At 64.3% G+C, this 14794-nt stretch carries 17 protein-coding genes; 10 read left to right on the top strand and 7 right to left on the bottom strand.

Annotated elements, in window-relative coordinates; translation table 11 throughout:
• Window positions 1–64: 64 nt before the first annotated feature.
• Genes lptB through lptC form a run of 3 tightly spaced genes read right to left on the bottom strand, consistent with a single transcriptional unit; the run spans window position 65 to window position 2167 of the window.
• Entirely contained in the window at window positions 65–883 is an 819-nt protein-coding gene (lptB, locus tag FJ942_RS04005; protein WP_140500202.1) for an LPS export ABC transporter ATP-binding protein, read from the bottom strand.
• Entirely contained in the window at window positions 883–1467 is a 585-nt protein-coding gene (locus FJ942_RS04000) for an LptA/OstA family protein (RefSeq protein ID WP_140566097.1), read from the bottom strand. The genes lptB and FJ942_RS04000 overlap by 1 nt, the downstream gene beginning before the upstream one ends.
• Window positions 1454–2167, bottom strand: coding sequence for an LPS export ABC transporter periplasmic protein LptC (gene lptC / locus FJ942_RS03995; protein WP_140560247.1), 714 nt, complete (start codon window positions 2165–2167; stop codon window positions 1454–1456). The genes FJ942_RS04000 and lptC overlap by 14 nt, the downstream gene beginning before the upstream one ends.
• 383 nt (window positions 2168–2550) lie before the next feature.
• On the opposite strand from lptC, the gene sppA reads away from it, so the two are divergent.
• The 4 genes from sppA (at window position 2551) to FJ942_RS03975 (ending at window position 5281) form a co-directional block, all read left to right on the top strand.
• Window positions 2551–3507: a signal peptide peptidase SppA gene (gene sppA / locus FJ942_RS03990; protein WP_140513756.1), complete on the top strand. Its 957-nt coding sequence runs from the start codon at window positions 2551–2553 to the stop codon at window positions 3505–3507.
• Between the two features lie 80 nt (window positions 3508–3587).
• Window positions 3588–3872 carry an integration host factor subunit beta gene (locus tag FJ942_RS03985; protein WP_006200394.1) on the top strand — a complete coding sequence of 95 codons (285 nt, stop codon included), beginning with the start codon at window positions 3588–3590 and terminating at the stop codon, window positions 3870–3872.
• A 53-nt stretch (window positions 3873–3925) separates the two neighbouring features.
• Window positions 3926–4258: a DUF1049 domain-containing protein gene (locus FJ942_RS03980; protein WP_140500210.1), complete on the top strand. Its 333-nt coding sequence runs from the start codon at window positions 3926–3928 to the stop codon at window positions 4256–4258.
• Window positions 4259–4315: 57 nt separating this feature from the next.
• Complete coding sequence (locus FJ942_RS03975) at window positions 4316–5281, top strand: ornithine cyclodeaminase family protein (protein WP_140897258.1); 966 nt, start codon at window positions 4316–4318, stop codon at window positions 5279–5281.
• 1 nt (window position 5282) lies between these two features.
• Here FJ942_RS03975 and FJ942_RS03970 read toward each other — a convergent pair whose 3' ends face one another.
• The 3 genes from FJ942_RS03970 to FJ942_RS03960 form a co-directional block, all read right to left on the bottom strand.
• Window positions 5283–5714: an EVE domain-containing protein gene (locus tag FJ942_RS03970; RefSeq protein WP_140632940.1), complete on the bottom strand. Its 432-nt coding sequence runs from the start codon at window positions 5712–5714 to the stop codon at window positions 5283–5285.
• Window positions 5711–6106: a VOC family protein gene (locus FJ942_RS03965; protein ID WP_140897257.1), complete on the bottom strand. Its 396-nt coding sequence runs from the start codon at window positions 6104–6106 to the stop codon at window positions 5711–5713. Before FJ942_RS03965 ends, FJ942_RS03970 begins: the two co-directional genes overlap by 4 nt.
• A 102-nt stretch (window positions 6107–6208) precedes the next feature.
• A complete protein-coding gene (locus tag FJ942_RS03960; protein WP_140897256.1) occupies window positions 6209–6895 on the bottom strand; it encodes a YafY family protein in 687 nt (228 codons plus the stop codon).
• Between the two features lie 134 nt (window positions 6896–7029).
• Between FJ942_RS03960 and FJ942_RS03955 the strand changes: the two genes are divergently transcribed.
• From FJ942_RS03955 to FJ942_RS03930, 6 genes are all read left to right on the top strand, one after another.
• Complete coding sequence (locus tag FJ942_RS03955; RefSeq protein WP_140897255.1) at window positions 7030–8103, top strand: class I SAM-dependent rRNA methyltransferase; 1074 nt, start codon at window positions 7030–7032, stop codon at window positions 8101–8103.
• A complete protein-coding gene (locus tag FJ942_RS03950; protein WP_140560244.1) occupies window positions 8103–8963 on the top strand; it encodes an RNA methyltransferase in 861 nt (286 codons plus the stop codon). The genes FJ942_RS03955 and FJ942_RS03950 overlap by 1 nt, the downstream gene beginning before the upstream one ends.
• A gap of 13 nt (window positions 8964–8976) precedes the next feature.
• On the top strand, window positions 8977–9465 hold the full coding sequence (lspA, locus tag FJ942_RS03945) for a signal peptidase II (protein ID WP_140897254.1): 489 nt from the start codon (window positions 8977–8979) through the stop codon (window positions 9463–9465).
• A 62-nt stretch (window positions 9466–9527) separates the two neighbouring features.
• Window positions 9528–10520, top strand: coding sequence for an MDR family oxidoreductase (locus FJ942_RS03940; protein ID WP_140897253.1), 993 nt, complete (start codon window positions 9528–9530; stop codon window positions 10518–10520).
• An 85-nt stretch (window positions 10521–10605) separates the two neighbouring features.
• The gene (locus tag FJ942_RS03935; RefSeq protein WP_140897252.1) at window positions 10606–12915 is read left to right on the top strand and encodes a PAS domain-containing hybrid sensor histidine kinase/response regulator; all 2310 of its coding nucleotides are present in this window, start codon (window positions 10606–10608) and stop codon (window positions 12913–12915) included.
• A 183-nt stretch (window positions 12916–13098) separates the two neighbouring features.
• On the top strand, window positions 13099–13986 hold the full coding sequence (locus FJ942_RS03930; protein ID WP_140500229.1) for a GNAT family N-acetyltransferase: 888 nt from the start codon (window positions 13099–13101) through the stop codon (window positions 13984–13986).
• Between the two features lie 110 nt (window positions 13987–14096).
• On the opposite strand, the gene FJ942_RS03925 is transcribed toward FJ942_RS03930, so the two are convergent.
• Window positions 14097–14729, bottom strand: coding sequence for a trimeric intracellular cation channel family protein (locus FJ942_RS03925; RefSeq protein WP_140500230.1), 633 nt, complete (start codon window positions 14727–14729; stop codon window positions 14097–14099).
• Between the last annotated feature and the right edge of the window lie 65 nt (window positions 14730–14794).

The raw sequence follows: 14794 nt of genomic DNA, 5'->3' as shown, positions 1-14794 counted from the left end.
AGCAAAATCACGAAAAAGCGGCCCCTGACAGGCAAAAAATCGCGTCAGGAAACAAATTTCACGCTCAAAGCGTGAATCCCTCGCCCAGATAGAGCCGCCGCACGTCGGGATTTGCGACCACTTCATCGGCCCGGCCATGAGTGAGCACCTGGCCGGCATGGATGATGTAGGCGCGGTCGATCAGGCCGAGCGTCTCGCGCACATTGTGATCGGTGATGAGCACGCCGATGCCGCGCGCCGTCAAATGACGCACCAGTTGCTGGATGTCGGCGACGGCAATCGGGTCGATGCCGGCGAAAGGCTCGTCGAGCAGCATGTAGGCCGGGCGCGTGGCCAGCGCACGCGCGATCTCCAGGCGCCGACGTTCGCCGCCGGAAAGCGACATCGATGGCGCCTTGCGCAGATGGCTGATGTGGAACTCCTCGAGCAGTTCGTCGAGGCTGCGCTCGCGCTCCTTGCGGCTCTTTTCGACCACTTCCAGCACGGCGCGAATGTTCTGCTCGACGCTGAGGCCGCGGAAGATCGAGGCCTCCTGCGGCAGATAGCCGATGCCCAGACGCGCACGCCGGTACATCGGCATGGAGGTGACATCGAAGCCGTCGATCTCGATCGTGCCCTCGTCCACGGGCACCAGGCCGGTGACCATGTAGAAACAGGTGGTCTTGCCGGCACCGTTCGGACCGAGAAGCCCGACGGCCTCGCCGGCACGCACCCCGAGCGTGACGCCGCTGACCACCTTGCGACCCTTGTAGCTCTTGGTCAGGCCCTTGGCGATCAAGGTTCCCTTGAACTTCGCCTTATCGGCGGTGACCGTGGCCGGAGCCGAAACCTTGCCGGCGGCCCGCCCCGGAAGACGCGCCGTCAGCGACGACAGGCTGGCCATCAGGGGTTCGTCGCTCCCGATTTCGGCGGTGGCGTCATCGACATGATGACACGTCCGCCGCAGCCGTCGACATTGGCGAGGCCGGTCTTCATCTGCACGGTGAGCTTGCAGCCCTTGAGGACATTGGGGCCTTGCGACAGCACCACTTCCTTGCCGGACAGGACCAGCACCTGCGTCTTCATGTCGAAGGTGCCATTGTCACCGGTCGCGATCTGGTCATTCGACTTGATGTAAACTTTTCCGCTGACTTCAAGGTGATCGATGTTGGCGGAGCCGGTCATCGCCGCTCCCGCTGCTTCCGTCCCCTTTGCGGCCGCGTTCGGGTCCTTGACGTAGTAGACCATCATCTTGCCGGACTTGAGCAGGGTCGGTCCCTGCACGACCGTGACGTTGCCGGTGAACACGGCGACGTTGTCCGCCTGCCGGACCTCCAGCTTGTCGCTCTCGATCTGGATGGGCTTGTCGCCCGACAGTTTGAGCCCGGACGCGCTCTCGGCGCTGGATTGCGCCAGCGCCGGCGCAAGCCCCAGCAAAAGCAGCGCCGAAGCTGCGGCGGCAAGCCGTGTCGAACTAATGAGCCACATTCGCTTCTTCGCCCTTTGCCTCTGCCGCCTTCAGATTGGCGGGATCGATATTGACGCGCACTTTGTTCTCGAACACCAGAACCTTGCCATTGTCCTGCACCGACAAGGAATTCGCGGTGATCTGCGACCCGTCACGGCTGACGTCCACGGGGTCATCCGTCTTCATAGTGCCTTTGCCCATGTCGAGGAAGACCGATTTGAACTTGGCCTGAAGGCCGTCGGTCGTGGCGATCGTGACGTCGCTGGTCAGGTGCATCGTATTGCCGTCGCGATCGTAGGTGCCATGCGTGGCTTTGATCGCAGCGACATTGTCGGCCGCGATCGGCACCTTGGCATCGATGCCGTCGAGTTCGATGATGCCTTGCGTGCTGACGTCCTGTATGGCGCGCAATGCCGTCATGGAATAGGGCAACTTCTGCTTGGTGAAGCCGTTGAGCTTGGGGTTGGCCATCACCAGCTTGCCGTTGGAAAAGGCGGTGCCTTCCGCCTGGACCGCGACGGACACCGGTGCGGCGAGGTAGGAATAGACCGGGAAGGCAATGGCGATCAACGCCGCTAGCACCGGCACGGCGAATTTGAGCACCCGCACCCGGCGCGAATGCCGCCGTGCGCGATCGAACGCGTCCCCCCTCGCCGGGCCGTCCGCCGGGGGAGCCAACTCCGTCTCGGTGCTGCTCGCTTCACTCGTTCGCGCTAACATAACTGCTTTCTTCTAAAACCCCTGCCCCGCCGGGCAACACCGCCTATAGGTGGGACGTCGGCGCTTTCAAGCAAGCACAAGCCGACGAAAACCGCGAAAATGTGACAGTTGCTGTCGTGCAGATCAGAACGGATCAACACCGACAGCCCTGCTTCATAGCAGAAATAGACGTCTGGCGTACATTTTTCGTTACCATCGGCTCTCCCCTTACCTGCCGTTCGTTTCACGGACCAATCACGAAACCGACGTCTTGGCGGACGCTGACGCGCACTTGCCTCGCGTGCGCCGCGCGCGGATTGCCGCGTCCTGCGCAGACGGAATTGCTTCCAGACCGGGACGTCATGGTCTAAAAGCATCTCTTTCCATCGACCGTGAGGCTGACCATGGCATTGAGAGCCGACGACCTGATCGACCGCCGCCGCTTGCGGCGTAAGCTGACCTTCTGGCGCGCTGCGGCCATCGCCATCGTTGCGCTCGGCGTCATTGCGATCTCGGCCTGGTTCTATCGCGACGATTTCGGCGGCTCGGCCGTCGATCATATCGCCAAGGTCAGGATCGAAGGCACCATAACCGAGGACGACGAACTGATCGAGCGGCTGGAAGCCATCCGCAAGTCGCCGAGGGTGAAAGGCGTGATCCTCGCCATCGATTCCCCCGGCGGCACCACCGTCGGCGGTGAATCGATCTATGAGGAGGTGCGCAAGCTCGCCGCCGACAAGCCTGTCGCGGCCGAGGTCGGCACGCTCGCCGCGTCGGCCGGCTACATGATCGCGAGCGCCACCGATCACATCGTCGCCCGCAAGACCTCGATCGTCGGCTCGATCGGCGTGTTGATCCAGTATCCTGATGTCAGCGGCCTGATGGACAAGCTCGGCGTCAAGCTGGAGGAAGTGAAATCCTCGCCGCTCAAGGCCTCGCCCTCGCCTTTCAAGCCGACCAACGACGACGAGCGCGCCATGGTCCGCAAGCTCATCCTCGACAGCTACGACTGGTTCGTCGGCATCGTCGCCGAACGCCGCAAGATGACCCGCGAGCAAGCGCTGGCGCTCGCCGACGGATCGATCTTCACCGGTCGCCAAGGGGTCGCCAACGGCCTGATCGACGCCGTCGGCGGCGAGACCGAGGCGATCGACTGGCTGGCGACCAAGGGCGTCGACTCGAAACTCAAGGTGGTCGAATGGAAGGACACGGAGCGGCGCGGCGGCTTCCTGTTGTCCAAAGCGATGGTGAGAACGATCGCCGGCGCGCTCGGCCTGCCGGACTACAGCGGCGATATCATCCATGAACTTGGCGCCGACCGCTTGTTTCTTGACGGTCTCGTTTCCGTCTGGCACCCTTGAGACGCCGTTTGGGGTGGATGAAAAAGCAAACAAAATCATCCTCATAATTTCGACCGCACCGATTTCAGGGGACCCGTCCGATGATCAAGTCCGAACTTGTGCAGATTATTGCCACGCGCAATCCGCATCTTTTCCTGCGCGACGTTGAAAACATCGTCGGCGCGATTTTCGACGAGATCACCGACGCGCTCGCCGAAGGCAACCGGGTCGAATTGCGTGGCTTCGGCGCCTTTTCGGTGAAAAACCGCCCGGCCCGCACCGGCCGCAACCCGCGCACTGGTGAATCCGTCGAGGTCGAGGAGAAATGGGTGCCTTTCTTCAAGACCGGCAAGGAACTGCGCGAAAGGCTGAATGGCGGAAAGTAGGCGCGACGCCAGACCGGCCCTTCCCGGGAGGTCGGTTTCCGACGGAAAACATCATGCTCAATCGCTTCATGCTCATCGTGGTCTTCGTGCCCCTGGCGATCATCCTGATCGCGCTGGCCGTCGCCAATCGCGAACTCGTCGCCTTCACGCTGGATCCATTCAATCCCGGCAATCCGGCGCTGACGCTCACTTTGCCGCTGTTCATCTTTCTGTTCCTGGCCCTCGCCGTCGGCATGGTCGTCGGCAGCCTGGCGACCTGGGTCAAGCAGGGACGCTACCGCAAGCTGGCGCGCCAGCGCGGCGTCGAGGCCGAGAACCTGCGCCAGGCGATCGGCCGCACCCCGTCGACACCGCAGGGACCGGTGCTGCCGAAGCCGACCAACTGACCGCCGCACGGCGCTGTGGGCCCTCTCGGGCCCGCGATTTTCTTCACGGAGTTTCCCATGCTGACCATTTCGGCCGCAGAGGTCGACCAGGCGTTGACCTTCCCAGGGCTGGTGGAGACGCTGCGCGTGGCTTTCCGTGACGGCGCGGTGCAACCTGTCCGGCACCATCACACGGTCGAACGGCCGGACGGTGCGGCCTCGACCTTGCTGCTGATGCCGGCCTGGACCGACTTCAACGCAGCCGGCATCTCGGCCGGGGGACACGTCGGCGTCAAGATCGTTACCGTCTCGCCCGACAACAATGCCATCGGCAAACCGGCGGTGATGGGGGTCTATCTCCTGCTCAACGGCGCCACCGGCGAACCGGAGGCCCTGATCGACGGCCAGCGGCTGACGCAATGGCGCACGGCCTGCGCCTCGGCGCTCGCCGCATCCTATCTGGCGCGCGAAGACGCTTCCCGGCTGCTGGTGATCGGGGCCGGTGCGCTGTCGCCATTCCTCGCCAAGGCGCATTGCGCCGTGCGGCCGATCAGGACCATCCGCATCTGGAATCGCACCTTGGACAACGCCGAGAAGGTCGCCGCCGGACTGCGCGCCGAGGGCTTCGCGGCGAGCGCAGCGACCGATCTCGATGCCGAGCTCGGCCAGGCCGATATCGTCTCGTCGGCGACGATCGCCACCGATCCGCTGATCAAGGGCGCCCGCCTGAAGCCGGGAAGCCATGTCGACATGGTCGGCGGCTTCACCCCGACAATGCGCGAAAGCGACGACGAGGCGATAGGGCGCGCCCGGGTCTATGTCGACACCCACGCCGGCGCCACCAAGGAAGCGGGCGACATCGTCATACCGCTCGCTTCCGGCGTGCTGAAATCGGAAGCCATCATAGCCGATTTGCACGAGCTGGCGCGCGGTCAGAAGCAAGGGCGCCGGAGCGCCGACGAGATCACGCTGTTCAAGTCGGTCGGCGCCGCGCTCGAGGACCTTGCCGCCGGCATTGCCGTCTACAAGGCGCTCAGGACCTAGCTTACTGTCCCGGCTGGTTAGCGCCCATAGCTTCGGCGATTACGGCGAAATCGGCCGCGCTTATCGAGAACAGGCCGAAGCGCAGTTGATACCCCCAATTCGGCTTGCCGGCCGTGAAGTCCAGCCTGTCGAGCAATGGCTTGATCGGCGCTTCCCCGGCCGCCGCCCAGTCGACGTCGCGGCGAAAGGGCGTGAAGCCGCCGCCCATGTCGCCTTGATAGGGTTCTCCCTCCCGTACCGTGCCGATCGCCGTGAACACCCGCAGCCCGTCTTTCTCGCCCAAAATCGTTGTCGGCGAATAATAAACAATGCCGTCCCCGGGCTGCATCCGCCGCAGCGGCGCCGCCTTGCCGTGGTTGACCTGCATAAAGCCGCCCTCGCGGCCGCGCCGGACGTGCTGCGCCGACGCCACCGCGATCCAATACGCGCTCATTCCTGCTCCCCGTCGGCCTGCTGCCCGTCCGACAGCCAGTAGACCCGCAGGCGATGGTTGTCGGGATCGAGCGCAACGAAGGTGCGGCCGAAATCCATGTCGGTCGGCGCCTGCAGGATCTTCAGCCCACGTCCGGACCAGTCGGCATGGGCGGCATCGACTGCCTCGGGCGTCTCCAGCGCAAAGACCAGCTCCGCCCCGCCGCCGGCCGCTGCCGCCGCCGGTTCCACCGTATGCCTCGACCAGAGACCGAGTTTGAAACCGTTGTCGAGCACGAACAGCACGAATGTCGGCGCGCTTTCGACCGGCTCGCGGCCGAGCAGCGCGCTGTAGAAGGCGCCGCTACGCTGCGGCTGGTCGACGTAGAGGATGACGAAATTGGGGGTGACCATGACTGTTCTCCAGGGGTTTCGACCGGGACAGACATAAAGCGCATCACTGTCAGATTCTGGCAGTATCCGTCACGAAAGGCGCCCTGGACAGCTTACACACCGCTAACGCCGTGGGGTGTCGAGCGTTGCCCGCCATTCCTTCAGCAGCGCCTGACGGCGGCGCGGATAGCGCAGATCCGTCGTCTTGAGCTCGGCTATGCGGTCGGTGCGAAAATGCCGGAAATCCTGCCGCATTTCGCACCACGCCACCACGACCCGCACCTTGTCGAAGAACCCAAGCGCGAACGGCCACACGATGCGCCGCGAGCCCGCGCCACCGGCATCGCGATAGAAGAAGTCCAGCTTGCGCTCGTTGCGGATCGCCTGCCGCACCAGGCCGAGATCGATGCCTTCGACAGTCCCGCTGGGCGGCCCGACCAGCAGTGTGGTGGCGTCGAGATCCTCGCGCAGATCATCAGGCAGCACCGACGCGATCTTGGCAAGCGCGTTGACGGCCGCTGACGAAAGCCGCGAATCCGGCTGCTTGGCGACCCAGCGCGAACCGAGCACAATTGCCTCGATCTCCTCGTCGCTGAACATCAACGGCGGCAGCATGAATCCGGGCTTCAGCACATAGCCGAGCCCCGCCTCGCCCTCGATCGGCGCCCCCTGGCCCTGCAGCGTTGCGATGTCCCGGTAAAGCGTGCGAATTGAAATCCCGAGTTCGTCGGCGAGCGACTGCCCGCTCACCGGCATGCGATGCCGGCGCAATGTCTGGATCAGGTCGAGCAGGCGTTCGGAGCGGGACATATCGAAGATTTGCCTGTTTCTTTGATATTGGTCCATCGCAAGCCGACATGACCAGGCGACGCTTGCGCGGCGGACTTGGTTGCGAAGCCGGTTGCCCTATGTCAAAAGCGGCCACGCCTCGGAGATGCTCCTGCTTGAAATCTTTTCGCGACAAACGCCGCGACAGCCGTCCGCCCGCAAAAAGCGGTGCACAACGGGTGCGTCCGCATGAAGGCCGTGGAACGGCCAGGCCGCAGGAGCGGCCCGAGGCCAAGGTCGACGAGCGCCCCGAGCAGAAGTCGGCGCCCCGCATCCTGGCCCGTCGCGACGGCGCTCTTCCGGCCGAACAGCTTCCGCTGATCCTCGAAGTGGCGCCCAATGCCGATTATGCGCTGCTTGACAGCGGCGCCGGCCAGAAGCTCGAACAATACGGTCCTTATCGGATCGTCCGCCCCGAGGGCCAGGCGATCTGGCAGAAGGCGCTACCGGCAAGGGAATGGGACCGCGCCGACGCTGTCTTCACCGGCGATACCGACGAGGAAGGCATTGGCCGCTGGCGCTTCCCCGGGACGCCGCTCGGCGAGACCTGGCCTATGAAGCACGACGGCATCGACTATCTCGGCCGCTTCACCTCGTTTCGCCACGTCGGCGTGTTTCCCGAGCAGGCCTCGCACTGGGATCACATGGCCGGACTGATCGCGGCGGCCAGGCGGCCGGTCAAGGTGCTCAACCTGTTCGGCTATACCGGCCTTGCCTCGCTGGTGGCGGCGCGCGCCGGCGCCGAGGTCACTCATGTCGATGCCTCGAAAAAGGCGATCGGCTGGGCCCGCGAAAACCAGGAGATGGCCGGGCTTGGCAACAAGCCGATCCGCTGGATCGTCGAAGACGCGGTGAAATTCGCCGAGCGCGAGGAGCGCCGCGGCAGCCGCTATGACATCGTTCTGTTCGACCCGCCCGCCTATGGCCGCGGCCCCAAGGGCGAGGTCTGGCAGTTGTTCGAGGACCTGCCGGCATTGACCGATCTCTGCCGATCGATCCTGACCCCGAAACCGCTTGCCGTGGTGCTGACCGCTTATTCGATCCGCGCCTCCTTCTTCGCCATCCATGCCCTCATGCGCGACACCTTTGCCGGCATGGGCGGCAGGGTTGAATCGGGCGAATTGATCATCCGCGAAAAATCGGCGGGCCGCGCGCTGTCGACCTCGCTGTTCTCGCGCTGGGTGGCCTGATGAGTGGATATGACGGCGCCCGTCCGGTCGGGCAGGTGAAAGAGGTCACCAGCCTCGCCAATCCGCTGGTCAAGGACATCAAGGCGCTAGCCTTGAAAAAATTCCGCGACCAGCAGAACGCCTTCATGGCCGAGGGACTGAAGCTGGTCATCGATGCGCTCGACCTCGGCTGGCATATCAGGACCCTGGTCTTCGCCAAGGCCGGACGCGGCAACGCGGCGGTGGAGAAGGTCGCTGCGCGCACGGTGGCTTCCGGCGGCACGGTGCTTGAAGTCTCGGAAAAAGTGCTTGTCGCCATAACCCGCCGCGACAATCCGCAAATGGTGATCGGCGTTTTCTCGCAGAAATTCCTGGCCCTGAAGGATATCCGCGCCGACAATGGCGATGTCTGGGTGGCGCTCGACCGGGTGCGTGATCCCGGCAATCTCGGCACCGTCATCCGCACGGTGGACGCCGTAGGCGCGAAGGGCGTGATCCTGGTCGGAGACACCACCGATCCCTTTTCGGTGGAGACGGTGCGCGCCACCATGGGCTCGATCTTCGCCGTTCCGGTGGCCAAGGCGACGACCGACGCATTCCTCGCCTGGCGCGGCGGGTTTTCTGGCCTCGTCGCCGGCACGCACCTCAAAGGCGCGGTCGACTACCGCTCGGTCGATTTTTCCCGGGGGCCGGTGCTGCTGATGATGGGCAATGAACAGCAAGGCCTGCCCGAAAGCCTGGCGGCGAGTTGCGACAGGCTGCTCAGGATTCCGCAGGCAGGCCGAGCCGATTCGCTCAATCTTGCCGTCGCCACCGGCGTCATGCTGTTCGAGATCCGCCGCGGCGCGCTGAAGCTGGATCCAATGGTGGATCCGCAATGAGGGTTGCCCAATCGTGAAATCATGGTCTCCCTATGCGCTGCTGGTCGTCGCGGCGATCGCGCTCGACCAGTGGATAAAACATTTGGTCGAGACCGGCCTTCCCTTTCAGGAAAAGCTCGATCTCCTGCCCTTCCTGGCGCTGTTTCGCACCTACAACACCGGCATCGCCTTCTCGATGTTCTCATCCTTCGGCGATACCGGCCTGGTGGTCATCGCCGTGCTCGTCGTCGGCTTCGTGCTCTATCTGGCCACGCACACGCCCGCAGGCCATGTGGTTGCCCGCACCGGCTTTGCCCTGATCATCGGTGGCGCGCTCGGCAATCTGATCGACCGTGCCGTCTACGGCCACGTCATCGACTACATCCTGTTCCACACTCCGGTCTGGTCCTTCGCCGTGTTCAATCTCGCCGACGCCTTCATTTCGGTCGGCGCCGCACTGGTCGTGCTTGACGAAGTTTTCGGCTGGCGGCGCCAGCCCAAGCCCCAGGGTCCCGACGCCTGAGCGATTGACCCGGCGCGGCCGCCGCAGCAGAGTCCAAACGTCGATAGATCGAGGAGAGAAAAATGCCCGAAACCTTCAAAGCCATCCTCGTTTCGCGCGACGCCGAAAAGAAACAGTCGGTGGCGGTGACCGACCTCACCGAAGCCGATCTCATGGAAGGTGACGTCACCGTCGCCGTCGAAGCGACGACGGTGAACTACAAGGATGGGCTCGCAATATCAGGCAACGCGCCGGTCATTCGCCGCTGGCCCTTGGTGCCAGGCATCGATTTCGCCGGAACGGTCCTATCCTCTTCGCATCCCGACTGGCGCAAGGGAGACAAGGTCATCCTGAACGGCTGGGGCGTCGGCGAGACGCATTTTGGCGCCTATGCCGGGCGCGCCCGCGTCAACGGCGACTGGCTGGTGCCGCTCCCCGACGGCATCAGCGCGCATGACGCGATGGCGGTCGGCACCGCGGGCTATACCGCAATGCTGTGCGTCATGGCACTGGAGCGGCACGGCATCGTGCCCGATCGCGGGCCCGTGGTGGTGACGGGCGCGGCCGGCGGCGTCGGTTCGGTCGCGGTCTCCATCCTGTCCAGCCTGGGCTATCACGTCATTGCCTCGACAGGGCGCAATGCCGAAAGCCCGTATCTCATCGATCTTGGCGCCGCGGAGGTGATATCGCGCGACGAACTCAGCCAGCCGACCAAGCCGCTCGCCAAGGAGCGTTGGGCGGGCGGCATCGATTCCGTCGGCAGCCACACACTGGCCAATGTGCTCTCTATGACCTCCTATGGCGGTGCCGTCGCGGCCTGCGGCCTGGCCGGCGGCATGGACCTGCCGTCGAGCGTGGCACCTTTCATCCTGCGCGGCGTTTCGCTGCTCGGCATCGATTCGGTGATGGCGCCGAAACCGGTGCGGCTCGAGGCCTGGCGCCGCATCGGCGCCGACCTGGATCTGCGCAAGCTCGCCAGCCTGTCCACGACCATCGGCTTCGACGACATCATCGACGCCGCGCGCGACATCGTCGACGGCAAGATCCGCGGCCGCGTCGTCGTAGACATGCAGTGAGTTCGCCGGGGTAAAACAACCTATCCGCTAAAATTCGAACGATCCCCCGCAGGCTTCCATAATTTCTGTCCGGTAGGATTTTCGCATGGTCGCGGAATCCGGCATCCAGGAAGTGGAGACTGGCGAAGACGTCGATGCGGTACCCCCGCCGGCGTCGGCGCGGCGGTTCGTCGCCGCACCGCCGCTGGCGCCTGAGCCGCAACAGGCCAGGAATGAGCCGCGATTGGCCGGCCGCGAAGGCTTGCCGCTGCTGACCTTCGTCGCCATCATCATGCTGGCGGGGCTGACCCACCTGACCGGCGCGCCGATCTTCATCAGCCTCGCTTTGCTGGCGACCGGCCTTGCCGGCTTCGGCCTGCACCTGCGCGCCAGAAGGAACGAACACCGCACCGCCGCGCTGCTTGATGAAACCACGGCTCGCAGCCGTGCCGAGATCGAGACGCTGGCCGATCGCATGTGGGAGATGCAGGAGAGCGAAGAGCGCTTTCGCGGTCTGATCGACGCGCTTGGCGATCTCGTCATCCACCGCGACCGCGACGGCTATATCGTCTATGCCAACAAGGTGTTCGCCGATCTCGTCGAGGTCGATCAGCGCGACCTCGCCGGCAAGACCCTGGCGGAACTCGGCATCGAAGTCGGTATCGTTCCCGACGCCGCCTTTTCCGACCATGAATGCCTGAGTTCCACCGACGTCGCCATCCGCACGCCCGGGGGTTCGCGCTGGTTCTCGTGGATCGAACTGTCGGTGCGCGACAAGGACAGCGGTGCTGTCTCGCATCGCGCCATCGCCCGCGACATCACCGCCCGCAAGCGTGCCGAATCCTCGCTGATCACCGCGCGCGAGCGGGCCGAATACGCAAGCCAGGCCAAATCGCGCTTCCTCGCCACCGTCAGCCATGAAATCCGCACGCCGATGAACGGCATCATGGGCATGGCCAGGCTGTTGGCCGATACCAGCCTGTCGCCGGAGCAGCAGACCTATGTCGGCGCCATTTCGACCTCGGCCAGCGCGCTGCTGGCCCTCATCGAGGACCTGCTCGACTATTCCAAGATCGAGGCGGGACGCTTCGATCCCGAACCGCAGCCAATGTCGGTGCGCGAGATCGCCGACAACGTTGTCGAGCTCCTCGCCGCGCGCGCCTTCTCCAAGGATATCGGCCTCGGCTGCCATGTCGAGCCCGACGTGCCGCAATTGATCACCGCAGATCCGGGCCGGGTCAGGCAGGTGCTGCTCAACCTGATCGGCAACGCCATCAAGTTCACCGACAGCGGCGGGGTGCTGGTGAGTATAGCGCGCGCCCGCACTGAAACCACCGACCGCATATGCTTCACCATCGCGGATACCGGGCCAGGCCTGCATGAAGACGACATGGAGCGCATTTTCGAGGAGTTCGAGCAGGCCGACGGTACCTCGACGCGCGCGCATGGCGGAGCCGGTCTCGGTCTTGCCATCTCCAAGCGCCTGGTGACCGCCATGGGCGGCACGATTTCCGTCTCCAGCCGGCTGGGTCAGGGTTCGGAATTCGTCTTCGATATCCCGGCCATCTCCGCGAGCGAGCCACCACCGGGCCGCATGGACGCGCTTCAGGGCAGGCACGCGGTAATCCTGTCGAGAAATATCGTCGAGGCCGACGCCATCGCCCGCAGCATCCGCGCCAACGGCGGCGCGGTCGATATCGCCACCACCGTGGCGCAGGCGGCATCGTTCTCCGGCGATTGCGACGTGCTGCTGGTCGACGCGGCCATGGAAGAGGGCGACGGAAGACTGCTCAAGCGGCTGCGCCAAAGCGGTTTTTCCGATTGCGAAGCCATCACGCTGATCGCCCCGACCGATCGCGGCATGCTCGGCGAGTTCCGCGCCAGCGGCTACGCGACCTTCCTCGCCAGACCGGTGCGAGGCGGAACACTTTTGCGTGTGCTTCTGAGCAGTCATGCGCCGGCGCTTGCCCCGACACGGCCGGAAAAGCCCCACCCGCCGGCGCTTCGCGCCGCCAGTGATCGCCAGCGTGGCCTGTCGGTGCTGATCGCCGAGGACAATGACATCAACGCCATGCTCGCTCGCGCCACGCTGCTGAAGGCCGGTCATCGCGTCAAGGTTGTCGGCAACGGCAAGGCGGCGGTCGAGGCCGTTACCGGTGCCGGACACAAACACCGCTTCGACGTGGTGCTGATGGACCTGCACATGCCGGTGATGGATGGGATGGACGCCATCGCCGCCATCCGCCGCCATGAGGAGGAGACGGCCGTGCCGCCAGTGCCCATCATGGTGCTGTCGGCCGACAGCCAGGAAAAGACCCGCCATGCGGTGCTCGCCCACGGCGCCAGCGGCTTTGTCACCAAGCCGCTCGACCCCGATGCACTGGTCGACGCCATCGAGGGGCAGGTCGCCGCCTGAGCCTTTTTTTCATCAATCTCCTGCCGAGCGGCGCCACCTTGCTTTTGCATAACGTAGCCGGTTGACCGTATTCGCCAGCCGACGAAGTATTGCCCGCGACGCCGTATCACGGTACTGTCACAATCCTGTTGCACCTACACCGTATCCCCGTGCCAAGAGGGATGGCTCGAAGGAGAATCACTCGTGCATACAGTTATGCCGGAATGTGACACTCGGCCGAACGCCGGCGGCGCCTTGCTTGCCGGGCGCAATGTCGATTCCGTCACAAAGGGCGCAGCGCTCGGCCGTATCGGCAACCTCGAAGTGCGGCTGGCCCGCAACGAGGCCGAGATCGCGGCCGCGCAGGAAGTGCGCTACCGGGTATTCTACGACGAGCTTGGCGCCAGGAAGAACCTGTTTCAGGTGCAGGACCGCCGTGATGCCGACCGCTTCGATCCGCACTGCGATCACCTGCTCGTCTTCGATACCTCGCTTTCCGGCCCCGAACATCGCCGCATCGTCGGGACCTACCGGCTGCTGCGGCAAGAAATCGCTGCGGCCGCCGGCGGCTTCTATTCCGAAGGCGAGTTCGAGCTGACCAAGCTCATCGCCCGTCACCCCGGCCAGCGCTTTCTCGAGCTCGGCCGCTCCTGCGTCCTGCCGGAATACCGTTCGAAGCGCACCATCGAGGCATTGTGGCAAGGCATCTGGGCCTACATCAACCACTACGGCATTGGCGTGATGACCGGCTGTGCGTCTTTCCAGGGCACGGTGCCGGCGGCCCATGCCGAGGCGCTCACCTATCTGGCGCATCACTGCCGCACGAATTCGGCCTGGGACGTGCGCGCCGTCGCCGGGCGCTATTGTTCCATGGACCTGATGCCGATCGAGGCGGTCAATGCCAAGGCAGCGATCGCTGCGATGCCGCCCTTGGTCAAGGGCTATCTCAGGGTCGGCGCCCGCATCGGCGACGGCTGCGTCATCGATCGTGAATTCTCGACGGTCGATGTGTTCGTGGTGATGCCGGTCAAGGAGATCGGCGCCCGCTACGTCAATTATTACGGCGGGGAAGCGCAGCGTTTTGCTGCGTGAGCAGTAGTCAGTAGTCAGTAGTCAGTAGTCAGTAGTGAAGACATCATAATTTACACCTACTGATTAACCCTAATCACTACTCACTACTCACTAGTCCCTAATCCCTTCTCTCACGAAATATCCTCCGGCCGCCTGCCGGGCCGGCTCTTGTAGGACGCAAACGACCAGCCGAATTTGAGCGCGCCGCCGCGCACGGCGAATGCCGCGGCGAAACCGGCCAAGCCTGACACGATCTGCGGCAGTCCGGCGACATCGCCCAATGTGAAGATCGACGCGCCAACCAGGGCGGCCGTAACATAGATTTCCGGCCTCAGCAGCACCGAAGGCTCCCCTGCCAGCACGTCGCGCAGGATGCCGCCGAATGTGGCGGTCAGCACGCCGGTGATGACGGAAACGACCGGCGAACCGGTGATGGCCAACCCTTTGGCCGCACCCATCACCGAAAAAGCGGCTAGCCCGACGGCGTCGAGCCAGAGCAGCCACTTCCAGCGGGATTCGACACGGTGTGCGCTGAAAAACACCAGCACCGCAACCGCCGCGCAGATCAGCACATAGCTGGAATTGGCGATCCAGAAAACCGGCAGGTTAAGGATGACGTCGCGAAGAGTGCCGCCGCCGATGCCGGTGACGCACGCCAGGAAAAGGAAGCCGATAACGTCGAGCTGCTTGCGCGACGCGGCAAGCGCACCTGTCGCCGCGAAGACCGCAACGCCGGCATAGTCGAGAAGCGCGATGGGGTTCAAGGGCGGGACCAGGGAGTAAGGCAGCAGGGGAGTAGGGGAGTATGTTTAGCACGAAGCCGTACTCT

Source organism: Mesorhizobium sp. B2-4-2, assembly GCF_006442845.1.
In the GTDB taxonomy this organism is placed as follows: Bacteria; Pseudomonadota; Alphaproteobacteria; order Rhizobiales; family Rhizobiaceae; genus Mesorhizobium.
This window is presented reverse-complemented; position numbering and strand designations above follow the sequence as displayed.